We start from the raw sequence: 26,782 nt of genomic DNA, 5'->3' as shown, positions 1-26,782 counted from the left end.
CGAACCTCAGGCCGGCAGCCCCATCAGGAACTTGCGCAGCTCACCGAAGCCGGCCGGCAGCGTGTGCGACAGCAGCGGCAGATCGGCCCGCAGCGCCAGCGCTTTCGGCAACGGCAGTGCCTGGCCGAGGATCGCTTCTACGCTCTCTTTAAATTTGGCCGGATGCGCGGTGCCGAGGAACAGACCGAATTCCCCTTCCTGCAGCTGATCGCGCAGCGCGCGATAGGCAATGGCCGCGTGCGGTTCTGAGATATAGCCCAGTTCAGCCAGTTCACGCATCGTTTCCTTTGTGGTCTCATCGCTGACCGCCGCGTGGCCCAGCTCTTTCAGCTGCCAGACCTTACGACGGAACAGCTCTTCTACGCGCGGCCAGTTATTCGGCTGGCTGACGTCCATGGCGTTGGACAGCGTCGCGACCGTGGCGTGCGGCTGCCACTGGCCGCTGGTCAGGAAGCGCGGCACGGTGTCGTTGGCGTTGGTGGCGGCGATAAAGCGCTTCACCGGCAGACCCAGCGACTTGGCCAGCAGCCCGGCGGTCAGATCGCCGAAGTTGCCGCTCGGCACTGAAATCACCAGCTGATTGCGCGCTTCCTGCGGCAGCTGCGCCACCGCTTCGAAGTAGTAGCAGATCTGCGCCAGCAAACGGCTGATGTTGATCGAGTTGGCCGAGTTCAGGTGCAGCGCGTCTTTCAATTCCCGATCGTCGAACGCCTGCTTCACCAGCGCCTGACAAGCGTCGAAGTCGCCGTCGATCGCTACGGTGTGAATGTTACCGCCCAGGGTGCAGAACAGCTTCTCCTGCAGCGGGCTGATTTTGCCCTGCGGGTAGAGGATCACCACCCGGACGTTCTTCAGGCCGTAGAAGGCGTGCGCCACGGCAGCGCCGGTGTCGCCGGAGGTGGCGGTCAAAATGGTCACCGGCTGATCGCCGGCCACTTCCGCCAGCATCTGCGCCATAAAGCGGCCGCCGAAGTCTTTGAACGCCAGCGTCGGGCCGTGGAACAGCTCCAGGCAGGAGACATCTTCCGTCACTTTAGCCACCGGCGCCGGGAACTCAAAGGCGGCCTGCACGCGTTTCTTCAGCGCCGCTTCCGGTACCTCTTCGCCGATAAAGGCCGACAGAATGCGGCTGCTGCGGGTGACAAAGTCCAGCTCCAGCAGGTGGTCGATCTCGGTCAGTTCGAACTCCGGCAGCTCCAGCGGGAAGAACAGCCCCTGCTGCTTGCCCAGGCCTTGTTTGATCGCCTGCGCGAAGCTGACCTGCTCGTTGTGATCCTTAAGGTTGTACAGTTTCATGCGTTATCCCAGTAGTCGAGCGCCTGCGGTATCCAGACGGCAAATATGAACAAAACCTTCGTCGTTTTGCAGATAGTGTTGTTGCAGCCAGGCGGCCATGCGTTGCGCGGTGGCGCCGTCGTTGCAGACGGCGAACAGCGTCGGGCCGGAGCCGGAGATGCCGCAGGCCAGCGCACCGATGTCCTGCGCCGCCTTGCGCGCTTCGGCGAAGCCCGGCAGCAGCCGGGTGCGGTACGGTTCGGCGATCACGTCCTGCATCAATTTGGCGGCCAGCTGCGGCTGCCGGGTGTGGCAGGCATGGATAAAGCCGGCCAGATAGCGGCCGTGGCTGATGCAATCCTGACGACGGTATTGCGCGGGTAAAATGGCGCGCGCTTCGGCGGTGGAGACCTTGATGCCCGGATAGGCCATGACCCACAGCCAATCGTCGAAGCACGGCACCTCCTGGCTGATGATGCCTTCTTCTTCCAGCATCAGCTGCAGGCCGCCCAGGTAGCATGGCGCCACGTTGTCGTAATGCACGCTGCCGGAAATGCGGCCTTCCAGCTCACCCATCAGGCCGAGCAGCGTCGTCTTATCCAGCGGCCGATCGCAGAATTCGTTCATCGCCATCAGCCCGGCGACCACCGAACAGGCGCTGGAACCCAGTCCCGAACCGATCGGCATGTTCTTTTCCAATCGCATCGCCACCGGCACTTCGCGGCCGATCTCCTGGCAGAAACGCTCCCAGCATTGATAAACGATGTTCTCTTTCGGCTCGGCCGGCAGCTTGCTGACGAAGCGCCCGGCATTCTGCAAACTGAACGTCTCGGCGGCTTCGACGCTGACGCAGTCGCCCAGCAGCGTGCCGTCGATCGGCGAAACCGCCGCGCCCAGCACATCGAAACCGACGCTGACGTTACCGATCGAGGCCGGTGCATACACCTTAACCATATTAAACTCCCAACTTCCATGACAGTGTGCGCAGCAGATCGGCAAACACGCCCGCTGCGGTCACATCGTTACCGGCGCCGTAGCCGCGCAGCACCAGCGGCAGCGGCTGATAGTAGCGGCTGTAGAAGGCCAGCGCATTCTCGCCGTTCTTCACTTTATACAACGGATCGTTGCAGTCCACCGCCTCGATGCGCACCTTGCAGCGCCCTTCGTCGATCAGGCCGACATAGCGCAGCACCTTGCCTTGCTCGGCGGCGTTGGCCACGTTGCGCGCGAACTCTTTATCCAGCTCCGGCAGCCGCGCCAGGAAATGCTCCACGTCGCCCGACGCGTCGAAGGACGGCGGCAGCACCGACTCGACCTCGATATCGCTCAGCTCCAGCTTGTAACCGGCCTCGCGCGCCAGGATCAGCAGCTTGCGCGCCACGTCCATACCGGACAGATCGTCGCGCGGATCCGGCTCGGTGTAGCCGTTGGCCCGGGCCTGCAGGGTCGCCGCCGACAGCGACAGCCCTTCGTCCAGCTTGCCGAAGATAAAGGACAGCGACCCGGACAGGATGCCGGAGAAGCGCACCAGCTCATCGCCGGCGTTCAGCAGGTTTTGCAGGTTCTCAATCACCGGCAAACCGGCGCCGACGTTGGTGTCGTAAAGGAACTTACGGTGCGAACCAGCGGCCGCCGCGCGCAGTTGCTGATAATAGTTCATCGACGAGGTGTTGGCCTTTTTGTTCGGCGTCACCACGTGGAAACCGTCCGCCAGGAAATCCACATACTGATCGGCCACCGCTTGGCTGGAGGTACAGTCGACGATCACCGGGTTCAGCAGGTGATACTCCTTCACCAGCCGGATCAGGCGGCCGAGATTGAACGGCTCCTGCGCGCCGGCCAGCTCGTCGCGCCAGCTGTCCAGCGCGATGCCGTGCACATTGGTCAGCATCACGCGCGAGTTGGCGATGCCGCACACCCGCAGGTCGATATGTTTTTGCTTCAGCCACGGCTGCTGGCGGTAGACTTGCTCGATCAGCGCCCCGCCGACGCCGCCGACGCCGATGACGAACACTTCGATCACCTGATCGGTGTTGAACAGCATCTGGTGGCTGACGCGCACGCCGGTGGTGGCGGAATCATTGCTGACCACCACCGAAATTGAACGCTCGGAAGAGCCCTGGGCGATGGCGACGATATTGATGTTGGCGCGCGCCAGCGCGGAAAAGAAGCGCGCGGAGATGCCACGCAGGGTGCGCATGCCGTCGCCGACCACCGAGATGATCGCCAGGCGCTCCATGACGTCAAGCGGATCCAGCACGCCGTCTTTCAACTCCAGATAGAACTCCTCCTCCAGCGCGCGCCGGGCGCGCTGCAGTTCGCCCTGCGGGACGCAGAAGCTGATGCTGTATTCGGAAGAGGATTGGGTGATCAGCACCACCGAAATGCCGGCACGCGACATCACGGCGAACACCCGCGCGGCCATGCCGACCATGCCTTTCATGCCCGGGCCGGAGACGTTGATCATCGCCATGTTGTTCAGGTTGGTGATGCCTTTCACCGGCATCGCGTCATCGGTGCTGTCTTTGCCGATCAGCGTGCCGGGGGCCTGCGGGTTAGAGGTGTTTTTAATCAGGCAAGGGATTTGGAACTGGGCAATCGGCGTGATGGTGCGAGGGTGCAGCACTTTGGCGCCGAAGTAGGAGAGCTCCATCGCCTCCTGGTACGACATCGATTTCAGCAGCCTGGCGTCCGGCACGGTGCGCGGATCGCAGGTATACACGCCATCGACGTCGGTCCAGATCTCGCAACAGTCGGCGCGCAGGCAGGCGGCCAGCACCGCGGCGGAATAGTCGGAGCCGTTACGGCCCAGCACTACCAGCTCGCCCTTGTCGTTACCGGCGGTGAAACCGGCCATCAGCACGATATGGTCGGCCGGGATCGCCGCCGCGGCGATGCGCAGCGTGGACTCGGCGATGTCCACGGTAGACTCCAGGTAGTGGCCCTGCGCCAGCAACTTTTCTACCGGGTTGATCACCGTGACCGGGTAGCCCTTGGCGCGGAACACCCCTTCCATGATGGCGATGGAGAGCTTTTCGCCGCGGCAGATGATCGCCGCGTTCACGCTGTCCGGGCACTGCCCCAGCAGCGAAACGCCGTGCAGCACCTGCTTGAGCTGCGCGAACTCCTGATCGACCACGCCTTTCAGCCTGTCGTATTCAAAGCCCGGCAGCGCCTGCGCCAGGCCGCTCAGCAGATCGGCAAAGATCCGCTCGGCGTCGCTGATATTCGGCAGAATGTCCTGGCCTGCCACCGTTTTGTCGATCATCGCCACCAGATGGTTAGTGATCTTTGCGGGAGCGGACAAGACCGTGGCTACCTGTCCCTGACGCGCGTTACTCTCCATGATGTCGGCGACGCGCAGAAAACGTTCTGCATTCGCCACCGAGGTTCCGCCAAATTTCAGCACTCGCATGTGTGATCTCTCCGAATTTAAGCCGAAAAAAAAAGCCCGCACTGATTAGGTGCGGGCTTTTTTCTGTGTTTCCTGTGCGCGTCAGCCCGCCCCGTTACCTGTGGTATCGGTGGTGGTAATAATTGTGGTTTTCAGGCTGATATTGCGCATGTTGTCTGTCTGTCTCATGAAATACTCTGTCCCCTCTATTGGTTAAAGCAATCGCTATCCCAAGTCAAACTATTTCTTTTTTTTGCTTATTTTCCGTTCAGCGGCGACATTGCGCGATATCGGAGGTGAAAAGCAAAACGACAGAACAAAAAAATAACTTAAAGCCGATTTACTAGTGGATCACGCTGGGTAACCGTCTGATGGAGCCGCTATCACTTGGCGAGTTTTTTTTCGATGTCGTGCAGCAGCGTATGCAACATCGCCGTATCTCGCTGTTGCAGTGCGCCGAGTCGCTGGTGCAGCCAGTCGCGCAATTTTTGGTCATCGCCGACATCCAATGCGTTCAACAAGGCATCGGCGCGGTGGCGCAGCGCCTTGAGCTGCCCTTCCGACGCCACCGTTTCCTGCGGCGTGCTGACGCCCATCAAGCTCGCCAACTGGTAGCAGTACACCATCACCGCCTGGCCCAGGTTAAGCGACGGATAGTCCGCCTGCATCGGCACGCCGGTCAGCAAATCCGCCAGCGCCAGTTCTTCGTTGGTCAGGCCGGAATCTTCACGGCCGAACACCAGCGCGGCCTGGCCGACCCACTGCTTACGCTCACTCAACTGTTCCAGTAGCTCGGGCGGCGTGCAGTAGTAGTGAAAACGCGCGCGGCTGCGGGCGGTGGTGGCGACGGTGAAATCCACGTCCGCCAGCGCCTGCTCCAGCGTGGCGAACGTTTGCACGCCGTCGAGGATCTCGCCGGCTCCGTGTGCCACCCAGCGTGCCGCCGGCTGCAGGTGCGCTTCGCTGTCGACGATGCGCAGCGACGTGAAGCCCATGGTTTTCATCGCGCGCGCCGCCGCGCCGACATTTTCCGGCCGCGCCGGAGCCACTAAAACAATATGAAGCTGCATCACTCTTCCACCGAAGGCGGGCCTGCGTTTTGACGGTGGCGCAGCGCCCGCTTATATTTACAATTACGTAACAATAAACGCGTTAATAGCAACAAACAAGATTAAACGGCTCGTTGAGCTAATAAACCCGTCGTAATAGTCATTATTCGTGCTTATGTTTTACTGCATTTATTTATCAATGAGTTAAAACAAAGCGATGATCAATAAGCGAATAATTGTATCCTATCGGGCCGGATAATGCTGAATCGTTCACAGAATTTGAGGTTCTGTGACTTAAACTGGCATTTCTGTAAGTGTTTTTCACAAATCTGTTAACGTGCTACAATTGAATTTGATATATGTCAACAAAGCGTAGTTTTGTTGGGTGATGAATTCGGCACGCGCTGTTATATTGCTGTTAATGGGGTTAGGATATGCGCCAATTTGGCACCCCAGGGGTTGTAGGGAACAGCATCCCCACCAGGCTAGCGATCTTGTTGACATGAGATGGAAAGTGCATCAAGAACGAGTTTACGTACTTTAGTCATTTGCTGAGAGGGAACGTGGCGCTTTCTCTGCCCTCCTCTAAGAAAACAAAGACTTCTGTACTTCCTATTTTCTATTTTGTTGGCAATTTTAGGTAGCAAATATGCAGACCCCGCACATTCTGATTGTCGAAGACGAGTTAGTCACTCGTAACACCCTGAAGAGCATTTTCGAGGCGGAAGGCTACATTGTTCATGAAGCCAATGATGGTGCAGAGATGCACAATATCCTGTCTGAAAATGATATCAATCTGGTCATCATGGACATCAACCTGCCAGGCAAAAACGGCCTGCTGTTGGCGCGCGAACTGCGTGAACAAGCCAGCGTCGCCTTGATGTTCCTGACCGGTCGCGATAACGAAGTGGACAAAATCCTCGGCCTGGAAATCGGCGCCGACGATTACATCACCAAGCCGTTCAACCCGCGTGAATTGACCATCCGCGCACGCAACCTGCTGTCGCGCACCATGAACCTGGGCAACCTCGGCGAAGAGCGCCGCCTGGTCGAGAGCTACAAGTTCAACGGTTGGGAGCTGGACATCAACAGCCGCTCGCTGATCAGCCCGGCCGGCGAACAGTATAAGCTCCCGCGCAGCGAATTCCGCGCCATGCTGCACTTCTGCGAAAACCCGGGCAAGATCCAGTCCCGCGGCGAATTGCTGAAGAAAATGACCGGCCGCGAGCTGAAGCCGCATGACCGCACCGTGGACGTCACCATCCGTCGCATTCGCAAACACTTCGAATCGACGCCGGACACGCCGGAAATCATCGCCACCATTCACGGCGAAGGCTACCGCTTCTGCGGCGATCTGGAAGAGTAATTCCGGCCTGCCGTCATGAAAACGGGGTTCAGCATGCTGAACCCCGTTTTTTTATTTCGTCTCGGCCCACGGCATGATCGGCACCGCGCTCAGCGCGTTCTTCGGCGAGCCGTCGATCACCTTGTCGGAGTAGCTCAGGTAAATCAGCGAATTGCGCTTGGCGTCGTAGAAGCGTACCACCTGCAGCTTCTTGAACACCAGCGAGGTGCGTTTCTGGAACACCACCTCGCCTTCCGCCTTGCCGTTTTTGATCTTGTCGCTCAGTTCGATAGGTCCCACCTGCTGGCAGGAAATGGCCGCGTCGGCGGTGTCTTCCGCCAGCCCCAGGCCGCCTTTGATGCCGCCGGTTTTGGCGCGGCTGATATAACAAGTTACATTTTTAACATCCGGATCGTCGAACGCTTCCACCACGATTTTGTGGTCCGGCCCCAACAATTTAAACACCGTATCAACGGAACCCACCTGCTCCGCCTGCGCGCTACCAACGGTTGCGCAAACCAAACCGAATAAAAATATCCAGCCTTTTTTCATTTACTTAACTCCGATATAACCTTGCCGCAAAAATAGGTTCGGCGATCGCCATTATTTATGTCTAAGCTCACGGAATCGGTTTTTTACGGGTCCGCACCGTCCGTTTTAGCACAGAGCGTGACAAAAATCTTTGAGAGTCGCGGAGTAAAAAAATTGCTATGATGCGGCGTCGTTATTTCTTTGCGCCCACTACGGTGTACCCCAATCCAACTCTGGCGCGGCATGCGCAGCAGAGGCAAAGAGTGCAACGCATAATGGCTCATGGATCGGTCTGATAGCGCAGCACCAGCGTGACGAATCAACAGTTCGGGTTCCTACCCCCAAGCTTTACGAGGAAGATCTATGGATCAAGCCGGTATCATTCGTGATCTGCTTAGCTGGCTGGAAAGCCATTTGGACCAACCCTTGTCGCTGGATAACGTGGCGGCCAAGGCCGGCTACTCCAAATGGCATCTGCAACGGATGTTCAAAGATATTACCGGTAACGCCATCGGTGCTTACATCCGGGCAAGAAGGCTGTCCAAAGCCGCCGTCGCGCTGCGTTTGACCAGCCGGCCGATTTTGGATATTGCCCTGCAATATCGCTTCGACTCGCAGCAGACCTTCACCCGCGCCTTCAAAAAACAGTTTGCGCAAACGCCGGCGCTGTACCGCCGCGCCGAAGACTGGAACGCATTCGGCATCTGTCCGCCGATCCGTCTGGGGGCCTTCACTCTGCCGCAGCCGGAATTCGTCTCGCTGCCGGACAAGCATCTGGTCGGCCTGACCCAAAGCTACTCCTGTACGCTGGAACAGATTACCAGGGTGCGCACCGAACTGCGCTCGCAGTTCTGGCGTCAGTTCCTCGGTGACGTCGAAACCCTGCCGCCGGTGCTGTACGGGCTGCACCACTCGCGACCGAGCCAGGAGAAGGACGACGAACAGGAAGTGCTGTACACCACGGCGCTGGAACCGGATCAGGTGCCTGACAAGGTACAGGAAGGCCAGCCGCTGGTGTTGCCGGGCGGTGAGTTTGCGATGTTCAGCTACGAAGGGCCCACCGAGGGACTGCAAGACTTTATTCTGACGGTCTACGGCACCTGCCTGCCGGCGCTCCAGCTGACACGCCGCAAAGGGCACGACATCGAGCGCTTCTACCCGAAAGGCGAGCGCCGTCCGCATCAGGCACCTATCGAGATCAAGTGCGATTACCTGATCCCGATTCGGCGTTAACGCTGCAGTTCGTCCAACGCGGGCATGTCCAGATGCGTGACATCGCCCGCCGTTTCCACGATCCAGCCGGAAGCCAGCCACGGGCTCTGCTGGTGATCGACGCGCGACAGTGAGCAGTTGCGCAAGCGCAGGCGGCGTTCCGCATAGGCCGGCAGCCCGAGCACCGTACTGATCAAGCACCCTAACGCGATGCCATGACTGACGAGCAGCGGCTTGCTGCCTTCCGGCAGCATCAGGCAGCTCTCCAGCGCGGCGCGCATGCGTTCGCCCAGCTCCTCCATGGATTCGCCTTGAGGGATACGGCCGTCAGGAGTACCATCGACCATCTGTTTGCGCCACTGCTCTTCCTGCGGCGTCAAACTGTCGATCAGGCGTTCTTCCAGAACCCCCATGTGCAGCTCACGCAAACGCGGATCGCCAATCACTTCGCAGCCACAGGCTTCGGCGATGATCTGCGCGGTGCGGCGCGTGCGCCCCAGATCGCTGGTAATGATGTGCGTAATGCCTTCTTTGCTGACACGCCTGGCGACCAGACGGGCTTGGTGTTCACCCATGGCGGTTAACGGGCTGTCGGACTGCCCCTGGATGCGGCGAGCCGCGTTCCATTCCGTTTCGCCATGGCGAACGAGGTATACCTGTAACATTTTTGTTTTCCGTTATACTGCGTGAAATTTGCGTTTATCCCCGGCCCGGCGGCGCTTTTGCCGCTGCCCGGCGTATCGGCCAGAAGGATATCAAACCCGTTATGTACCATGTTGTCGCTGCAACTACCAACCCGGCAAAGATCAAGGCTATTCAACTGGCCTTCGATGACGTCTTTGGCGCAGGCCAATACCGCATTGAATCCGTTGACGTCGCCAGCGGCGTCTCGCTGCAGCCGATAGGCAATCACGAAACCCGCACCGGCTCGCGTCAACGCGTGATGGAAGCGCGCCAGGTCAGGCCCGAGGCCGATTTTTGGGTCGGCGTGGAAGCCGGGATTGAAGAGAATATGACCTTCGCCTGGATGACCATCGAGAACCCGCACATCCGCGGCGAATCCCGCTCGGCGAGCCTGATGCTGCCGGAAGTCATCTTACAAGGTATTCGCGCCGGTCGCGAATTGGGCAGCGAAATGGCGGCGATCACCGGCAATGCCGAGGTGAAGCGCCAGGGCGGCGCCATCGGCGTCTTCACCGACGGCCGGCTGAGCCGCACCAGCGTTTACCACCAGGCGCTGCTGCTGGCGCTGGTGCCGTTTCACAACGCCATCTATCAGCAATAGCACCGAGCCAGCTAGGGCGCGTCATGCAACAGTTGCTGCTCGAGCCACTGTTTCAGCTCGGGTGAAGCCGCTTTCAGGCTGTTCGAGCCGCGGGTGATGGTGGCGATCCCCGCGCCCAGTTCATTTTTCAGCTCGCGCTGGCTCATCTCGCCGCGCATCAGTTCCTGAATGATCCGCACCCGGGTGCCCAGCGCGGTGCGCTCGTCCGGCGTCAACATCAGCTGCAGCAGCGGCTGATGCAGTTCTTGCGCAAACGAATTCTGCAGCAGCGTGACAAAGCGCAGCCAATCCTCATTGCCTTGTTCTGAAAGAGCGGGGTCGTTTAACGATAATTGCGTCATGGCAGCCACCATACTATTTAACTAGTACAGCAGCATACCATAGGGCCGTCAAAATCAATAACGTCTCTGCCACTCGGCGTCGGTCAGCACCTTGGCCGGCCGGTGCGTCAGATAGCGGTAAAACGCATCGTAGGCCAGTACATTCTTGACGTAGCCGCGGGTTTCCGAGAACGGAATACTTTCGATGAACGCCACCGGATCGATACGCCCCGCGCTGTTGCCAAGCCAGGTGTTCACCCGCGACGGACCGGCGTTATAGGCGGCGCTCGACAGGATGCGGTTGCGACCGAACTGCTGATAGACCGACTCCAGATAGCGGGTACCGATGGTGATGTTGGTCTGCGGATCGAACAGCTGGCTCGGGCCGACGTAACCGGGAATATTGAACATCTGCACCGTATGCTGCGCGGTGCGCGGCATCACCTGCATCAGGCCGGTAGCGCCAACCGGCGACTGCGCCTTCGGATTCCAGGCGCTTTCCTGACGCGCTATCGCCATCGCGTAGCTGGTGGTGATCCCCTTGTCATCGGTGGCACGGCGGAACTCCTGCGGCCAGGCGACCGGGAAGCGCTCCTCCAGATGATCCCACAGCTTGCCGACGATGGTCGCCTGCACGCTCAGATCGGCCCATTTTTGCTCAAAGGCGTAGCGCGCCAGCGCCTCTTGTTCCGGCCGGCTGCGGCTGGCGACGTAAGAGCCCCACTCGCTGCGGGCCAGGTTGTCCATATTCCAGTACATCAGCTCGCGCACCCGAGCGACTTCCGGCCCGTTGGTCAGCGACGCGCGCGGCTTGGCTGCCACCGCCACCATCACCGGATAAGTGGCCTTCAGCTTCTGCGCCGCCACCATCGGATAGAAGCCGCGTTCGGTCATCAGGTTACGCAATATCTCCTCGCCTTCAGCGCGTTTCCCTTCGTCCATCAGCTGACTGGCGCGCCAGTAGCGCCACTCATCCTTGTTGCGCGACGCTTCCGGCAGGCGAGCCAGCCAGGTCGCGACACCTTGCCGATCGCCGTTGCCCAGCGCCATGCGTACCCGGCGCTCCAGCAGCGAAGGCGAACGGCTGCGCAGAATCACCTGATCGCGCCACTGCGCCTGTTCATAGGTAGCGTCACTGCCCATCAGGCGCCAGGCCACCGCCTCTTCCAGCCCCAGCCGCTCGTCATCGCTCATTTTCTGCAGCCGCGCGAGCGTCGGGATCATCGCCCGCGCGTTTTCCACATCCTGCCGCGCCAGGCGTTCAAAGGCGATGCCGGTGGCAGCGCGGGTGAAGTCGGTCGGCCCCACGCTGCGGGCGAAGGCTTCCACGGTGGTCGGATCGTTTTGCAAGCGCACCAGGGCGTTACCCATGGTTTGATAGTCGGCCGGCAGCTGGCTGTAAAGGTTGCTGACCAGCGAACTGTTGCCCTCTTTCAACGCCAGCTTCATGCGCGCCAGAATATCCAGCGGCGTCTGCTTGCCTGCGCCGCGCCAGACGCTGAACAGCCGATCGCAGGCGCCCGGCAGCGTTTTGCCGTTCAGCCACAGTTCGTCGGCGCCGCTCCAGGCCGCCTGCTGGTCGCCGGTGGCCCACTTGGCGTAGTAATAGTTGCAGCGCGCCGCCACCGGTTTGGGCGGCTGCGGGCTGAAGGCCAACAGGGTGCGCCAGTCTTCGCGCCGCGCCAGCTCATTGACGAAGCGTGGCGCCAGTGATTTCGCCGGCGGCAGCGTCGGGTTGCGCTTGATAAAGTCGTTCACCTCGGAGAACCCCGCCTGGCTCAGATCCTGTGTCAGCTCGCGGTATTCCAGGTAAGGATAAAGCGGGTAATCGCGCAGCGTCGGCATCAGCTGCGCCACCACATCCATCTGATTGCCGTCCCACGCCTGCTTGATCTGCTGGTAGCGCTGACGTTGCGCATCCAGAGAATCCGCCAGTGCCGCGCCTGAAAACGCCGTCAGGCACAGGCCCATTGCCAACAGCCGTCGCTTGTCCACCTTGACCATCCTCGCTCTTTCCTCACTGGTTGTACCGCGGGAGCCGCCCAGCTCCCCGGTGACCGCCGCGCCACGGCGCCACGGCGCCACGGGACAAAATAAAGCCGGGCGCATCACCCGAACGCAGATATCTACCATAGACAGCGCAATCGCTTATCCATTCAATACTGTAGAAGAAGAAGTGTATCGTCATGACTGGAGCCAGGTAAAAAACGTTTACTTTGGCTGACAAATCAGGCCGGCGGAATATTTCCGGCTACCGGATTTTTATTAGCTGCCTTGGCGCTTACTGGGGAAGTAAAATATTTTTTAATTATTAGCTATCACATTATTGCATTTATGAGATGACGCCGCCGTTGCGCAAATCACCTGACAGCTGGCCAAACGCGCCAACTTTGCAGAAAAGCGGTGGCAAACCCGGGTAGGCATTTTTATACTATCAAAAATAAGTAGGATAATTCCGAGAAAACAGCACATAAAGCGCCCAACGAAGGCATCTTATAATACAATCCGCGCCAATTATGGGTTAGATAGTGTTCATTAGGCAGTGCGACTGACAGCTTTCAGCAAAACGATTGTCCCTTCAAGCGGGCCGGATTTTTCCTTGTCAGGCCACGGCCTGCAGGCGGTGGATCAGGCCGGAATGGCGGGTGAAGATGGCGAATAAAACCGCGATAGCGATGCGTTGCGCAAAAAGCCCCGTGCCGGGCTTCCTTGACGCACGCCTGAATATCGGCCGCCTGCTGCTGATCGTGTTGTTGGTGCTGCTGACGTTGCCCGGACCTGCGCACGCCGCCGATGATCCCTATCAAAAGCGTACGCACGCCGTGACGACCGTGGTGGTCGGCATCATCAGCTACGCCCGCTGGTCGCGTGAGCCCAATCCGATCCGCTTGTGCGTGACCGCACCCACCCAGTATGCCGAAGGGCTGTTCGATCCGATCCTGCTGAGCGCGCCGCGTCCGATTAAAACCGAACGCGTACCGTTTGACAGCCCAACGTTGAGTACCGGCTGTGATGTCATCTATTTAGGGAACATCACCGCCGCGCAGAGACAAAATTTCATGCAGCGCATTTCCGGCAACTCCATTCTCAGCATCAGCGAGAACGATAGCGAATGCTCCGCCGGCAGCGCATTTTGCCTGCTTATCGATGGGGATCAGGCCAGTTTCAAGGTCAACCTGGACGCCCTGGCACGCAGCGGCGTGCGCGTCCACCCCAACGTGCTGCAGCTGGCACGCAAACAGGCGCCGCCGCTATGAGGCTGTTGCGTAGAAACCGTTCCGGTAATGCGCGCCCGACATTGGGCCGGGTGCTGCAGCGGGTGCATCTTGGGCTGGCGCTGATCGCCGTCGGCACCGCCGGCATCTTTCTGACGCTGGTGGCGCTGTTTGCGCTGCGCGCTTACGCCAACCACAACCTGCACCTGATCGCGCGCTCCATCAGCTATACCGTCGAGGCCGCCGTGGTGTTTGAAGACCGCACCGCCGCGCGTGAGGCGCTGATGTTGATCTCCTCCAACGAAGAGATCCTGGAGGCGCGCATTCTGGATAATAAAGGCAAGATGTTGGCCTGTTGGCGTCATCCCACCGACGGCCCGCTGCACGGCCTGGAGCAGATCGTCGCGCACTGGGCGCTGCCCGAGCCGGTCATCTTGCCTATCTCTCACGAGGGCAAACAGGTCGGCCAGGTCTGGTTGAGCGGCAACGGCGGCAGCCTGCTGCGTTTCCTGTTGCGCGGCCTGGTCGGCATGATCGCCTGCATGGTGCTCAGTACCTTATGCGCCCTGGTGTTATCGCGCCGCATGCTGGCCGGCATCGTCCGTTCGTTGGACGATATCGCCAACGTGGCGCACGCGGTGCGCCGCGATCGCACCTTCGGCCTGCGGGTGCCGTCGGCGCCGATCGCCGAGCTGCATGAGCTCAGCAACGATTTCAACGGCTTGCTCGACGAGCTGGAGGCCTGGCAGGCCCACCTGAAGCAGGAGAACGACTCGCTGGCCCACCGGGCGACGCACGACAGCCTGACCGGCTTGCCGAATCGCGCCTTCTTCGAAGGGCGGCTGAGCCGCGCCCTGGGCGATATCGCGCCACCGTCAAAATTGGCGGTGCTGTTTATCGACGGCGATCGCTTCAAGGAAGTGAACGACAGTTACGGCCACGCCGCAGGCGATGCGGTGCTGACCACCATTGCCGGACGCATTCGCGCGCAGCTGCGCGAGACCGATCTGGTCGCGCGTCTGGGCGGGGATGAATTCGCCGTGCTGCTGGCGCCGGTACACGGCACGGAAGATGTCCTGCAGATCGCTGACAACATCATCGACTGCATGACGCAACCGGTCATTTTGCCGAACGACGAGGCGATCATTACCTCTCTGAGTATCGGTATTGCGCTGTACCCTGATCACGCATCGACGCCTCAGGGTCTTTTGCACGAAGCTGACGATGCGATGTATCAGGCAAAGCATCGTTATAACGGAGGCTGGCGGCTGGCTATACATAAATAAGAGCCCCGGCTATAACACTTGAACTAGGGATTTTGACTATGATACAGCAACTGTTTAAAGGTCGTTTTTCACTGCTGACGATGGTGTTCGTCGCCCTGCTGGCGCTCGCCGGCTGCCAGAGCAAGCCGCAGGGCCTGACGCCCGAGCAGATCGCGCTGCTGCAATCGCAGGGCTTCAAGCTGACCGATAACGGCTGGGAGTTCGGCCTGTCGGATAAGGTGCTGTTCGGCAACAACATTGGCAAGCTGAACCCGGAAAGCACCGAGACGGTGCAGAAGATGGGCCGTGCGCTGCTGAGCGTCGGCATCACCAAGTTCCGCCTGGACGGCCATACCGACAACTACGGCGAAGACAGCTATAACGACCAGCTCTCCCTGCGCCGCGCCAATGCGGTGGCCGATCTGCTGGCCAGCGTCGGCATTCCGCGCGCCAATATCGAAACCCGCGGCATGGGCAAGCGCGATCCCGTTGCCGATAACCGCACCTCCAGCGGCCGCGCGGAAAACCGCCGCGTCGCGATCGTCGTCACGCCATAAGCCACCAATATGCGCCTTTATCGGCGCATAAACGGTTATACTTAGCGATCGCTGAGCGATGTCTGGGATCCGAGATCGAAACGGGCTACACTCATGCCGCCAGACATCCTATAAATACTGATATAGAGAGGCTTAGAGCAACGTGGCTCAATACGTCTATACCATGCACCGCGTCGGCAAGGTCGTACCGCCGAAGCGTCATATTTTGAAAAACATCTCCCTGAGCTTCTTCCCTGGGGCCAAAATCGGCGTACTGGGCCTGAACGGCGCCGGTAAGTCCACCCTGCTGCGCATCATGGCCGGCATCGATACCGACATCGAAGGGGAAGCGCGCCCACAGCCGGGCATCAAGATCGGTTACCTGCCGCAGGAGCCGCAGCTTAACCTCGAACACACCGTGCGTGAATCGGTGGAAGAAGCGCTGGCGGAAGTGGTCGGCGCGCTGAAACGCCTGGACGAAGTGTACGCGCTGTACGCGGAAGAAGGCGCAGACTTCGACAAGCTGGCCGCCGAACAGGGCCGCCTGGAAGAGATCATTCAGGCACACGACGGTCACAACCTCAACGCCCAACTGGAACGCGCCGCCGATGCGCTGCGCCTGCCGGACTGGGACGCCAAAATCGCCCACCTGTCCGGGGGTGAGCGCCGCCGCGTAGCGCTGTGCCGCCTGCTGCTCGAAAAACCGGACATGCTGCTGCTGGACGAACCGACCAACCACCTGGACGCCGAGTCCGTGGCCTGGCTGGAACGCTTCCTGCACGATTTCGAAGGCACCGTGGTGGCGATCACCCACGACCGTTACTTCCTGGATAACGTGGCCGGCTGGATCCTCGAACTGGACCGCGGCGAGGGCATTCCATGGGAAGGCAACTACTCTTCCTGGCTGGAGCAGAAAGACGCGCGTCTGGCGCAGGAAGCGTCCGCCGAAGCCGCTCGTCGCAAGTCGATCGAGAAAGAGCTGGAGTGGGTGCGTCAGGGTGCCAAAGGCCGTCAGTCCAAAGGCAAGGCCCGTTTGGCCCGCTTCGAAGAGCTGAACAACACCGAATACCAGAAACGCAACGAAACCAACGAACTGTTCATTCCACCTGGCGCACGCCTGGGCGATAAAGTGGTCGAAGTCAGCAACCTGCGCAAGTCCTACGGCGACCGCCTGCTGATCGACGACCTGTCGTTCTCGGTGCCGAAAGGGGCAATCGTCGGCATCATCGGCCCGAACGGCGCGGGTAAATCCACGCTGTTCCGCATGATGTCCGGTCAGGAACAGCCTGACTCCGGCAGCATCGTGCTGGGCGATACCGTCAAGCTGGCGTCCGTCGATCAGTTCCGCGACAGCATGGACGGCTCGAAAACCGTGTGGGAAGAAGTCTCCGGCGGGCAGGACATCATGCGCATCGGCAACACCGAGATGCCGAGCCGCGCCTATGTCGGCCGCTTCAACTTCAAGGGCGTCGATCAGGGCAAACGCGTGGGCGAGCTGTCCGGCGGTGAGCGTGGCCGTCTGCACCTGGCCAAGCTGCTGCAGGTTGGCGGCAACGTGCTGCTGCTCGATGAACCGACCAACGACCTGGATATCGAAACCCTGCGCGCGCTGGAAAACGCCCTGCTGGAATTCCCTGGCTGCGCCATGGTGATCTCGCACGACCGTTGGTTCCTCGACCGTATCGCCACCCACATCCTGGACTACCAGGACGAGGGCAAGGTGGAGTTCTTCGAAGGCAACTTCACCGAGTACGAAGAGTACAAGAAGCGTACGCTGGGCGCCGACGCGCTCGAGCCGCACCGCATCAAGTACAAGAAGATCGCCAAGTAATACCCCAGGCGCCGCATGCGGCGCCTTTTTTTATTCCCGCGCCAGCTCGCGCGCGTAGTCGTCAAACGCCGGGTGCTGCAGCACCACATCGATAAAACAGGCCAGCGCCGGGGAATTCAGCTTGCGGCTCGGGTAGACCAGATACAGCTCATTGCCCTCCGCGCGCCACGCCGGCAAGACTTCCACCAACAGCTTCTGCGCCACCACCTCGCGGCTGAGAAACGCCGGCAACAGCGTGATCCCCGCACCGGCGATAGCGCATTCACGCGCATACAGCAGGTTGTCGGTGGTGTGCGCCAGCGGCAGCTGCCAACGGTAGTAGTCGTCGCCACAGCGCAGGTTCCAGGCCGTCCAGGCGCGGTGGGCGATGCAGCGATGCTGCTGCAGCTGCTGCGGATGTTCGATCGGCGGATGCTGCGCCAGATAGGGCGGCGCCGCCAACAGATAGCGCGGCGCATACCCGAGACGGCGACCGATCAGCGAAGAATCCTGCGGCTTGCCGGTGCGCAACGCGGCGTCGAAGCCTTCCTGTACCAGATCCACCATGGCATCGGACACCGACACCTCCAGCGAAACGTCCGGATACTGGCGCTGAAAATCCGCCGCCAACCGCGCCACCAGGGTCGCCCCCAGCCCGGCGGGCGTCGAGATGCGCAGGCGGCCGCTCGGGTTATCGCGCAGCCGCTGCAGCGCCAGATCGGCGCGTTCGGCGGCGGACATCATCGCCTGACAATGTTCCAGATAGCGCTCACCGGCGAAGGTCAGGTTCAGCTGGCGCGTGGTGCGGTTGAGCAAGCGCAGCCCCAGCGTCTGTTCGAGCTGGCTGATGCGCTGGCTGACGCTGGATTTCGGCAATCCCACGCGCTGTGCGGCGGCGGTGAAGCTGCCACACTCCGCCACCAGCGCGAACAGCGCCATGTCCTGCAGCTGTTTGAATTCCATTGTTCACCTTAAACGAACACTCAGTTAGATATTGTCCATCTTATCACCCCACTGCCGCGGGTCTACACTGGGGGCATCATTTGAAAGGAGTACAATCATGTCGATAAAAGCCATTGCCGTAGACCCGCAGAACCCCGCCGGTTTCATCGAAATTTCACCGGAGATGCCGGTTCCCGGCCAGTACGATCTGCTGGTGGAGGTGAAAGCCGTGTCGGTCAACCCGGTGGACACCAAAGTGCACGCCGGTCTGCAGAAAAGCGGCCTGCAGCAGCCGCGCATCCTCGGCTGGGACGCCAGCGGCATCGTGGTGGGCGTGGGCAGCGGCGTCAGCGGCTTCAAGCCCGGCGATGAAGTCTGGTACGCCGGCGACATCACCCGCCCCGGCAGCAACAGCAGCCACCAGCTGATCGACTCACGCATCGCCGCGCACAAGCCGCGCAGCCTGAACTGGGCCGAGTCCGCCGCGCTGCCGCTCACCGCCCTCACCGCTTGGGAGGCGCTGTTCGAACATCTGAACATTCAGCATGCGCCGGAGCACAAGACGCTGTTGATCATCGGCGGCGCCGGCGGAGTCGGCTCGCTGGCCATTCCGCTGGCCGCATTGCGCAGCAAGGTAAAAGTGATCGCCACCGCCTCAAGGCCGGAATCCGCCACCTGGTGCCGTGAACGCGGCGCCGATCTGGTGGTGGACTACCGCGATCTGAAGGGCAACCTGGCGCAGCACGGCATCGAGCAGGTGGATTACATCCTGTGCCTGAACGATACCGACGGCCACTGGCCGGCGATGGCCGAGCTGGTCGCGCCGCTGGGCCATATCTGCACCATCGTCGAGAACGCGCAGCCGTTGGATCAAAACGCGCTGAAGCTGAAAAGCGCCGCGCTGCACTGGGAATTCATGTTCACCCGCAGCATGTTCACCACCCCGGACATCGCGCAGCAAGGCAAGATCCTGCAGCAGATGGCGCAGTTGCTGGACGAAGGCAAGCTAAGCACCACGCTGAGCGAAACCCTGCACGGGCTGTCGGTAGACACGCTGACCGCCGCGCATCAACAGCTGCTCGGCGGCCATATGCAAGGCAAGCTGGTTATCGCTTACTAAGCCTGAATCGCGGCGGCGCCCTGCGCCGCCGTTACTGCGGACGAACGAAGCCGACGCACAGCGTCTGCTCGTCGGCATGCGGATCGGCGCGGAACGTCAGCGTCTGCTGCCAATCGAGGCGCATCTTCGGCCAGTGGGCCAACTCACCGCCGAAGTCGCTGTGTGCGCAGTCCTCGCCCAACCGGCCGAACAGGGCGACGCCGTGCTGCGCAATCTGCGGATAGCTGATGTTGACGTTGTAGATATTCGGGCGCGTATGATTGGACCAGCGCGTAATGGTCTGCGGCCGGGAACCGGCGTACACCGTCATCCACTGCGACAGGTATTCGCCGCCGACGTAGCGTAGATCGACGCCATACCGCTCCTGCCACTGCCGCTCCACCCCGGCGCTGAACGCCTTGATACCCACCATTTTCTGGCCGGCGTTGCGTACGTTGCCCAGCATCACCGCGGCATACCCCAGATAGACCGCCAGCGCCGCGCACATCAGCCCAATGGTCGCCGCACGCAGCGAACGCACCGGCGGCTGGCGTACGCAGCCGACCAGCAGCGCAGGCGCCAGCATGAAGAACGGCTGCAGCCATTCGGTCAGCCGGCCCCCGACGTTGAAAGAGAACCAGAAGGTGATGATGCCGAGCGGCAACAGGTAGACCCACAGCAGCACCCGCATCGGCAACGCCGCTGGCCAGGCCAGCACCGCCCCGCTGCGCCGCAGGATCGCCCACAGCACCAGCGACGGATAGAACACCAGCAACAGCGACTGCAGCATATCGAGGTTGAGCTGCATCTTGATCTGCGAATCCACCCACTTGAAGGCGGCGAAGTCGTGGTTCCACAGCCAGAACAGGTTCGGCAGCACCAGCGCCAACCAGATCGCCACCGCCAGATAGAACTGCGGCTGGCGATAGCAGCGGCGGATCTGCGGTACGAACAGCGTCGACAGCGCCGCGAAATAGACGAAGGCAAAGGTCGAGTATTTTGCCATCATCGCCAGACCGGCCACCAACGCGAAGGCCGGCCACCAGTTGGCCGAACGCGAGATCGCCAGGTGGAAGAACAGCGCCATCCACGGCCACAGCATCACCAACAGGTAGTTGTCGTTGTAGGGAATAATGTCGAAATTGATGATACCGGACAGGTTGAGCGTCAGCAGCGCCATCCAGGCCAGCGAGGTGCTGCCGCTCAGGCGCCGCGCCAACAGCCAGACGCCTAACATGCCGATGGCAATGGCGATGAAGTGCCCGCCATACCAGTAAACGTTCAGCGGAAGCCACGATAGCCAGATCGCCGGCTGCATCGCCGCACCGACCAGCCAAGGATTTTTCGGTGAGCCCCACTCGCCGTTGAGGCCCCAGTTGAGCGCCTCGACGGCGTCGTAAGGCAGGGTAGGATCGAGATGAACAGTCAGCAGCGTCCAGGCTGCGGCATAGCAGACCAACCAGAGAGCGAGTAAGCGATAAGACATGTCTTCTTCTAAGCGTTATTGTAAAGAAAATCTTAACCTAGTCGCTGTCGAATGAACCATGTTTAAACAAGCCGTTAAATGTGCGCCCAGGTGGGGTTTATGCCGCCGCAACCGCACATTCCGCTAATTTTGCTCATCCTGCGGCGTGGCGATGGGCGGGCGCATTCGCCAAGCGGCCGGCGTCCGCCGCCAGCAGCTGCTGCACCAGCTCGACGCAGCGCAGGAAACGCTCTTCGTAATCGCTAGATTCAACGTGCACGTACTCGATGTTGTTGGCGCGCAACATCTCCTCCAGCAGGCGCTGGAACGCCAGGCGATCGGCGGTGCTGCCGAGGCTGCGCAGGCCGTCCGCCACCCACGGCGTGTTGTTTTCCAGCAGGATCACCAGATCGAAACGGTATTCGTCGATCAGCGCCTGCACGAAGGGGTGTTCACGCCCTTCGTACTTTTTGCAAAACGCCTGCGTAGTCACGAAATCGGTATCGATAAACGCCACCTTGTTGGCGTACTTGACCGCGAAATCCACGTATTGCGCCTGCCCGAGGGCAATTTTGTCGTAGTCGGAATACTGCAGCGCCATCTCGTCGCCGCCAAGGTGCGAAAACACATAATCGCGGCCATATTCCCAGGCGCTGGTGGTGTTGAAGATGTTGGCCAGCTTGTTGACCAGCGTCGACTTGCCGCTCGACTCGCCGCCGAGGATCGCCACGGTGCGCACGAAGAACGGCTTCACCTCGGTCGGGATGTAGTCCCAATAGCGGAACGGATCCTGGCGGATCTGATTGCCGCTGATGTTCATGAACGAACGCTCGGGATCGACCAAGATGGTTTCGATGCCCAGATGCTCGCGGTAGCGAGGCGCATCCTGCGCTTCGCTGGAATAGATGAAGCTCGGCACGATGCCCTTCTGTTCCATAAAGGCCTTCATGCCGTCACTCCACACGTTCCACCCATGTGGATAGGGCTCGATCCCCTGCTCGTCGAACGAGTGGATATGGATGTTTTTCTGGTACTTGAAGGTCTGCAGCAGCCAGCGCAGGCGATCGCTGACCGTCGGCTGTTGCGACATCGAACTGTTCTCGAACAGCTCGCGATCGCGCGGCTCGTCATGGCACAAGATAACGTGCAGCTCGTCCACCTGGCTGCAGGCGCGCTGGATCAGGTAAATGTGGCCGGTGTGCAGCGGGTAAAATTTACCAAACACCACGCCGACTTTAAGCTCTTTACGCGGGAACTCCAGCCCGAGAAAACGGTGCAGCGCCTCGAGCTTTTGCGCGCTCGGGCTTTTGATCTTGTCGTTCAACAGCTGGCTGAGATAGCCTTTGGTCATGCCGCTGGCATCCGCCACCTGCTGCAAAGTACAGCCCTTTTGCTTAATGGACGTCTTCAGGTAATCAAATTGCGGCATGGCCACCTCCGTTTAGTATGCTAAACAAAATAGCATATCTTTCTCGCCGTCGGCGACATTAATAAAACTCTTCCAGCACGTCCAGCGCGTCCGCCAGCTTCTTGACCCCGAACACCTGCATGTTGGCCGGCGGCTTCTTCGGCATGTTGCCGTGCGGCACGATGGCGCGCTTGAAGCCGTGCTTGGCCGCTTCGGAGATGCGCTCCTGGCCGCTCGGCACCGGGCGAATCTCCCCCGCCAACCCCACTTCGCCGAACACCACCAGATCGTTCGGCAGCGGCCGATCGCGCAGGCTCGAAACCAGTGACATCAGCAGCGCCAGATCGGCGCTGGTCTCGCTGACTTTCACCCCGCCGACCACGTTGACGAACACGTCCTGATCGGACATCTGCAGCCCGCCGTGCCGGTGCAGCACCGCCAGCAGGATCGCCAACCGGTTTTGCTCCAGGCCCACCGCCACGCGGCGCGGGTTGGACATCATCGAGTGATCCACCAGCGCCTGGATCTCCACCAGCAGCGGCCGGGTACCTTCCCACACCACCATCACCGAGCTACCGGAGGTGACTTCGTCGCCGCGGCTGAGGAAGATCGCCGAAGGGTTGCTGACTTCGCGCAGCCCCTGTTCGGTCATGGCAAACACGCCCAGCTCGTTGACCGCGCCGAAGCGGTTCTTGTGGCTGCGCAGAGTGCGGAAGCGGGAATCGGCGTCGCCATCCAGCAGCACCGAACAGTCGATACAGTGTTCCAGCACTTTCGGCCCGGCCAGCGAGCCGTCTTTGGTGACGTGGCCGACCATGACGATCGCCACGCCGCGCGTCTTGGCGAAGCGCGTCAGATAGGCGGCGGTTTCCCGCACCTGCGCCACGCTGCCCGGCGAAGACTGAATGTCCGCCATGTGCATCACCTGGATCGAGTCGATCACCATCAGCTTCGGCTGTTCCTGCTCGGCGATCAGGCAGATCTGCTCGATGCTGGTTTCCGACAGCATGTTCAGGCCGCCAGTTGGCAGCCCCAGACGGTGGGCGCGCATCGCCACCTGCTGCAGCGACTCCTCGCCGGTGACGTACAGGGTTTTCATCTGTTCGGACAATTTACACAGCACCTGCAGCAACAGGGTGCTCTTGCCGGCGCCGGGGTTGCCGCCGATCAGAATGGCGCTGCCGGGCACCACGCCGCCGCCCAGCACGCGGTCGAACTCGAGAAAGCCGGTGGTGAAGCGCGGCAGCGCCTCAAGGCTGATTTCCGACAGCTTCTGTACCTTGCTGACGCCGGCATCACCGGCATAACCGCTGAGGCGATCGTTGCGCGCCGCTGCGGGCGACGCGGCCAAACGCACTTCCGTGATGGTGTTCCAGGCATGGCAGGCGCTGCACTGCCCCTGCCAACGCGGATAGTCCGCCCCGCACTCATTGCACACAAATGCCCGTTTTACCGCTTTTGCCACGTCTTACCTCAATCTGTCGTTATCGCACTTCGTGTTTCAGGCTGCCGGTGAGAATACACAGCACGCCCATCAGATCCGCATGCCGGATCGCCACCTGCGCTTTTTCATACACTTTCGGTTTGGCGTGGAAGGCTATGCCCAACCCCGCCGCCTGCATCATTTTCAAATCGTTGGCGCCGTCGCCGATGGCCACGGTTTGCGCCAGCGGGATCTCCAACTTCTCCGCCAGCCGCAGCAGCGTGTCGGCTTTGAACTGCGCGTCCACCACCGGCCCCAGCACTTCGCCGGTCAGCTTGCCGTCGCGGATCTCCAACTCATTGGCCGCCGCCGCCACCAGCCGCAGCCGGTTGCGCAGGTATTCGGCATAGTAGGTGAAGCCGCCGGAGGCGATCGCCACATGCCAGCCCATCGCCTGCAGCTTGCCCACCAGGCTGGTCAGCCCCGGCATCAGCGGCAGCTCGTCGCGCACCTGCTTGAGGATGTTGGCGTCGGCCCCTTTGAGCGTGCCGACGCGCTGGCGCAGGCTGGCGGTAAAGTCCAGCTCGCCGCGCATCGCGCGTTCGGTGACTTCCGCCACCTGCTCGCCGACGCCTGCCAGCTTGGCGATCTCATCGATGCACTCGATCTCGATCGCCGTCGAATCCATGTCCATCACCAGCAGCCCCGGCGTGCGCAGGTGCGGGATCTTGCCGAGCGGCGCCACGTCCAGCCCGCTCTCCGCCGCCAGCAGCTTGGCGCGCGGCGTTAACGTGCCCGCCAGGCGCACCACCTGATAATCGTCCACGCCCCAGGCGGTGACGATCACCATCGCCGCGCCCAGCTTGCGTTGGAATTGCGTAATGCGCGCCTTGTCCAGCTTCCTGCCGTATAACAGCCACCCGGTATTGCCCGCCCGGTAGTCCAGCGGCATCACTTCGTCGCCGCTGAGCGAAAGGGGAAGACCCGGCCATTGGGAGATCTCCGCCGGAAGATCGCAATAGGTCAGACTGTTTGACATCATTGACTCCTGAATGGACAAAAACGCTGCATGATAAAACGACGCATCAAGCTATCCTATCGCCAGCGGTTCTGGCAACATAAAGTGTCCCCGATGCCCAAGGAACCTGCATGGCTCGCGCTAAACTGAAATTTCGCCTGCACCGCACCGCTATTATCCTGATTTGCCTGGCTTTGCTGGTGCTGCTGATGCAGGGCGCCTCTTATTTTAGCCTGAGTCACCAAATGGCGCGATCCGAGCAGGTTGAAGAGTTGGCGCAGACGCTGACCAAACAGGTCGCCTACAGCCTGGCGCCGCTGCTGGACGACGACGGCAACACCCCGCGCATCGACGCCATCCTCAAGCAGCTCACCGATCACAGCCGCATTCTCGACGTCAGCGTGTATCAGCTGGACGGCACGCTGGTCTCCCACGCCGGGGAACAGATAAGTATACGCGATCGCCTGTCGCTCGACGGCAAACGCGCCGGCAGCTACTTCAACCACCAGTTGGTCGAATCCATTCAGGGCAAAGACGGCCCGATCGGCTTTATCCGCATCACCCTCGACACCCACGTGTTGGCGACCGAATCCAAGCAGGTGGACAACACCACCAACCTGCTGCGCCTGATGATCCTGCTGGCGCTGGCGATCGGCATCATTCTGGCGCGCACTCTGCTGCAACATCGCCGCAGCCGCTGGCAGCAGTCGCCGTACCTGTTGACCGCCAACACGCCGTTGGCAGAGGGCAATACGGTGGAAGACGACGAAGAGGATGCGCCGGAGAAAAAACAGGAAACGCCGAAGAAGGGGTAACTCAGGCCAGGCGTTGAATGCGCTCGTGCAGCTTCTGCAGTTGCACCAACATTTGCTCGGCAATCGCCCGGAACGCCTCGCTGATGTCGTCATGTTGCGCCGTTCGCCGCCAGAACTCGAGAGCCAATAGCTCCGCTTGCCGCCAGACGGCGCCGCTCACCTCGTTGCTCAAACGGATCTCCACCGCGTCGCGGCGCAGATTACCGCTGCTTGCCGGGGCAAAAGCCATCGGCAACATATCATACAAAGGCGCCAACATGACCGGCCGCTGGGTTATTCGCAAGAACGACAGGTTGCCCTGGTGCATATCGCTGTTGGCGATCAACCGGCCAAAGGCCCAATACAGGGCAATCCGTTGGTAGACTGAGTGATTGATCACCCCTTGCTGCAATAGCCGCTCGGCGGCCACGACCCAGTTAGCGTGGCCGCTGCCGCTGAACTCGGCATCCAGCGCCTCCAGCGACACCATCGCTACCCGCCCTTCTTCACCGATGCGATCAAAGCGCTCTACCTCTAAAAAGCATTGCCGGTCGGCGCCGAACAGGATTTGCGCCGATGCGGCAGGCAATCCCGCAGCGGCGACCGTCTGCAACGCCAGCGACTCGGCGATCAGCAAATCGCTCCAGCGCTGTGCAATGACATGCGTCGGCGCCAGGCTGAACTTCACCAACACATGCGCGCGGCGCCCAGGCGCCAGCTCAGCATAAGCGGCAAATTTGGGTTGCTCGCCACCGGCGGAAGAGCCCACCAGTTCCCCGGCCAGCGCCTGGACAGACAATGCGGCGTAACGCTCGGTTTTATCTTCCACCGTGATGGCGACGGCAGTATCCCGCATTAACCAACGCTGATAGCTGTCGGCACCAGGCAGCAGATCGCCGGTTATGTCCTCGCCATAACGGCAGAGCGCCAACAAGCGTTGACCTTCATCCCATCGCCGCACATCCTCCGGCAAATTCAACTCGCGCGCCGCTGCTTTTCCCCAGGCTCGCCCGAGAAAGCCAATCGGCCGCAGGTCGTTTAAATACCATGGCATGCCGTCATAAAGCTGCCACTCTCCGCTGCGCTCATCGCACACCGCACAGTTATCGGCAGGATACAGCGGGCAAAGTGTGGCAAACAGGTGCGCCTTACCCCGTTCATCAACCCGATACAGCGGAAACTGCCTCTCACCGCCGATCCCGCGCCGCAATACATAGCGCGTCGCCTTACCTTTACCGAGGATCAATACTGCGCCCGCCAGTTCGCGGATACGGCGCGATAGCGTCGGCTGGCTGATGCCTAACGCTTCTGTCAGTTGACGAGCCGTAGCCGGCCCATGACGCAAAACTTGTTCAACGGTGATCATCGGATGAATAGATTGGTGAATAGATTGATA

The 26,782-nt window shown here is 60.7% G+C and carries 24 protein-coding genes and 1 other annotated feature; of the genes, 9 read left to right on the top strand and 15 right to left on the bottom strand.

The genetic code is table 11. The features are described from left to right. Nucleotides 1–6: 6 nt before the first annotated feature. From thrC to ACUTSC_RS15560, 5 genes are all read right to left on the bottom strand, one after another. The gene (gene thrC, locus ACUTSC_RS15580) at nt 7–1,296 is read right to left on the bottom strand and encodes a threonine synthase (protein WP_197773604.1); all 1,290 of its coding nucleotides are present in this window, start codon (nt 1,294–1,296) and stop codon (nt 7–9) included. A gap of 3 nt (nt 1,297–1,299) precedes the next feature. Further along, entirely contained in the window at nt 1,300–2,229 is a 930-nt protein-coding gene (gene thrB, locus ACUTSC_RS15575; protein WP_016929148.1) for a homoserine kinase, read from the bottom strand. Between the two features lies 1 nt (nt 2,230). Continuing rightward, nucleotides 2,231–4,690 (bottom strand): bifunctional aspartate kinase/homoserine dehydrogenase I, encoded by a 2,460-nt coding sequence (gene thrA / locus ACUTSC_RS15570; protein WP_445653427.1) that lies wholly within the window; start codon nt 4,688–4,690, stop codon nt 2,231–2,233. Nucleotides 4,691–4,715: 25 nt separating this feature from the next. After that, nucleotides 4,716–4,833: a sequence feature (Thr leader region), on the bottom strand. Next, on the bottom strand, nt 4,772–4,840 hold the full coding sequence (gene thrL, locus ACUTSC_RS15565) for a thr operon leader peptide (RefSeq protein WP_086581142.1): 69 nt from the start codon (nt 4,838–4,840) through the stop codon (nt 4,772–4,774). Its footprint overlaps the feature before it by 62 nt. 212 nt (nt 4,841–5,052) lie before the next feature. After that, nucleotides 5,053–5,739 (bottom strand): tRNA/rRNA methyltransferase, encoded by a 687-nt coding sequence (locus ACUTSC_RS15560; RefSeq protein WP_142109252.1) that lies wholly within the window; start codon nt 5,737–5,739, stop codon nt 5,053–5,055. Nucleotides 5,740–6,367: 628 nt separating this feature from the next. On the opposite strand from ACUTSC_RS15560, the gene arcA reads away from it, so the two are divergent. Continuing rightward, complete coding sequence (gene arcA / locus ACUTSC_RS15555) at nt 6,368–7,084, top strand: two-component system response regulator ArcA (protein ID WP_197767017.1); 717 nt, start codon at nt 6,368–6,370, stop codon at nt 7,082–7,084. Between the two features lie 51 nt (nt 7,085–7,135). Here arcA and creA read toward each other — a convergent pair whose 3' ends face one another. Next, the gene (gene creA, locus ACUTSC_RS15550) at nt 7,136–7,615 is read right to left on the bottom strand and encodes a protein CreA (protein WP_033652887.1); all 480 of its coding nucleotides are present in this window, start codon (nt 7,613–7,615) and stop codon (nt 7,136–7,138) included. Nucleotides 7,616–7,957: 342 nt separating this feature from the next. Between creA and robA the strand changes: the two genes are divergently transcribed. Then, complete coding sequence (robA, locus tag ACUTSC_RS15545) at nt 7,958–8,827, top strand: MDR efflux pump AcrAB transcriptional activator RobA (RefSeq protein ID WP_197767018.1); 870 nt, start codon at nt 7,958–7,960, stop codon at nt 8,825–8,827. Here robA and gpmB read toward each other — a convergent pair. Then, nucleotides 8,824–9,471, bottom strand: a complete 648-nt coding sequence (gene gpmB, locus ACUTSC_RS15540; RefSeq protein ID WP_025305227.1) for a 2,3-diphosphoglycerate-dependent phosphoglycerate mutase GpmB — start codon at nt 9,469–9,471, stop codon at nt 8,824–8,826. The two genes, robA and gpmB, sit on opposite strands and share 4 nt — an antisense overlap. A gap of 101 nt (nt 9,472–9,572) precedes the next feature. Here gpmB and yjjX point away from each other — a divergent pair, with 101 nt between their 5' ends. Further along, nucleotides 9,573–10,091 (top strand): inosine/xanthosine triphosphatase, encoded by a 519-nt coding sequence (yjjX, locus tag ACUTSC_RS15535; protein WP_004933015.1) that lies wholly within the window; start codon nt 9,573–9,575, stop codon nt 10,089–10,091. A gap of 11 nt (nt 10,092–10,102) precedes the next feature. Here the strand turns inward: yjjX and trpR are convergent, their stop codons facing one another. Both trpR and sltY read right to left on the bottom strand, forming a co-directional pair. Beyond that, nucleotides 10,103–10,432: a trp operon repressor gene (trpR, locus tag ACUTSC_RS15530; RefSeq protein WP_197767019.1), complete on the bottom strand. Its 330-nt coding sequence runs from the start codon at nt 10,430–10,432 to the stop codon at nt 10,103–10,105. A 54-nt stretch (nt 10,433–10,486) separates the two neighbouring features. Beyond that, the gene (gene sltY, locus ACUTSC_RS15525) at nt 10,487–12,415 is read right to left on the bottom strand and encodes a murein transglycosylase (protein WP_443002866.1); all 1,929 of its coding nucleotides are present in this window, start codon (nt 12,413–12,415) and stop codon (nt 10,487–10,489) included. Nucleotides 12,416–13,056: 641 nt separating this feature from the next. Here sltY and ACUTSC_RS15520 point away from each other — a divergent pair. From ACUTSC_RS15520 to ettA, 4 genes are all read left to right on the top strand, one after another. Beyond that, on the top strand, nt 13,057–13,668 hold the full coding sequence (locus ACUTSC_RS15520) for a YfiR family protein (protein ID WP_443002867.1): 612 nt from the start codon (nt 13,057–13,059) through the stop codon (nt 13,666–13,668). Further along, complete coding sequence (locus tag ACUTSC_RS15515) at nt 13,665–14,912, top strand: diguanylate cyclase domain-containing protein (protein WP_197767021.1); 1,248 nt, start codon at nt 13,665–13,667, stop codon at nt 14,910–14,912. Before ACUTSC_RS15520 ends, ACUTSC_RS15515 begins: the two co-directional genes overlap by 4 nt. A gap of 38 nt (nt 14,913–14,950) precedes the next feature. Continuing rightward, on the top strand, nt 14,951–15,448 hold the full coding sequence (locus ACUTSC_RS15510; protein WP_134267252.1) for an OmpA family protein: 498 nt from the start codon (nt 14,951–14,953) through the stop codon (nt 15,446–15,448). A gap of 142 nt (nt 15,449–15,590) precedes the next feature. Beyond that, nucleotides 15,591–17,258: an energy-dependent translational throttle protein EttA gene (gene ettA, locus ACUTSC_RS15505; protein WP_025159620.1), complete on the top strand. Its 1,668-nt coding sequence runs from the start codon at nt 15,591–15,593 to the stop codon at nt 17,256–17,258. 30 nt (nt 17,259–17,288) lie between these two features. Here ettA and ACUTSC_RS15500 read toward each other — a convergent pair whose 3' ends face one another. Further along, complete coding sequence (locus ACUTSC_RS15500) at nt 17,289–18,200, bottom strand: LysR substrate-binding domain-containing protein (protein ID WP_197767022.1); 912 nt, start codon at nt 18,198–18,200, stop codon at nt 17,289–17,291. Between the two features lie 97 nt (nt 18,201–18,297). Between ACUTSC_RS15500 and ACUTSC_RS15495 the strand changes: the two genes are divergently transcribed. After that, nucleotides 18,298–19,299, top strand: a complete 1,002-nt coding sequence (locus ACUTSC_RS15495; protein WP_445653426.1) for a zinc-binding alcohol dehydrogenase family protein — start codon at nt 18,298–18,300, stop codon at nt 19,297–19,299. Between the two features lie 31 nt (nt 19,300–19,330). Here the strand turns inward: ACUTSC_RS15495 and ACUTSC_RS15490 are convergent, their stop codons facing one another. From ACUTSC_RS15490 to serB, 4 genes are all read right to left on the bottom strand, one after another. Further along, nucleotides 19,331–20,764, bottom strand: coding sequence for a glycosyltransferase family 39 protein (locus ACUTSC_RS15490; RefSeq protein WP_445653425.1), 1,434 nt, complete (start codon nt 20,762–20,764; stop codon nt 19,331–19,333). A gap of 133 nt (nt 20,765–20,897) precedes the next feature. Then, complete coding sequence (gene nadR / locus ACUTSC_RS15485) at nt 20,898–22,172, bottom strand: multifunctional transcriptional regulator/nicotinamide-nucleotide adenylyltransferase/ribosylnicotinamide kinase NadR (protein WP_197767025.1); 1,275 nt, start codon at nt 22,170–22,172, stop codon at nt 20,898–20,900. Nucleotides 22,173–22,230: 58 nt separating this feature from the next. Then, complete coding sequence (gene radA / locus ACUTSC_RS15480) at nt 22,231–23,616, bottom strand: DNA repair protein RadA (protein WP_073529683.1); 1,386 nt, start codon at nt 23,614–23,616, stop codon at nt 22,231–22,233. Between the two features lie 19 nt (nt 23,617–23,635). Next, a complete protein-coding gene (gene serB, locus ACUTSC_RS15475; RefSeq protein WP_197767159.1) occupies nt 23,636–24,613 on the bottom strand; it encodes a phosphoserine phosphatase in 978 nt (325 codons plus the stop codon). Between the two features lie 110 nt (nt 24,614–24,723). Between serB and ACUTSC_RS15470 the strand changes: the two genes are divergently transcribed. Continuing rightward, the gene (locus ACUTSC_RS15470) at nt 24,724–25,407 is read left to right on the top strand and encodes a YtjB family periplasmic protein (RefSeq protein WP_197767026.1); all 684 of its coding nucleotides are present in this window, start codon (nt 24,724–24,726) and stop codon (nt 25,405–25,407) included. 1 nt (nt 25,408) lies between these two features. On the opposite strand, the gene yjjJ is transcribed toward ACUTSC_RS15470, so the two are convergent. Continuing rightward, nucleotides 25,409–26,752 carry a type II toxin-antitoxin system HipA family toxin YjjJ gene (gene yjjJ / locus ACUTSC_RS15465; protein WP_197767027.1) on the bottom strand — a complete coding sequence of 448 codons (1,344 nt, stop codon included), beginning with the start codon at nt 26,750–26,752 and terminating at the stop codon, nt 25,409–25,411. Nucleotides 26,753–26,782: the final 30 nt, after the last annotated feature.

The sequence above is a fragment of the Serratia sp. TSA_105.2 genome (genome assembly GCF_052692115.1).
Note: the sequence above shows the minus strand (reverse complement) of the source record. Positions and strands in the feature narration are given on the sequence as shown.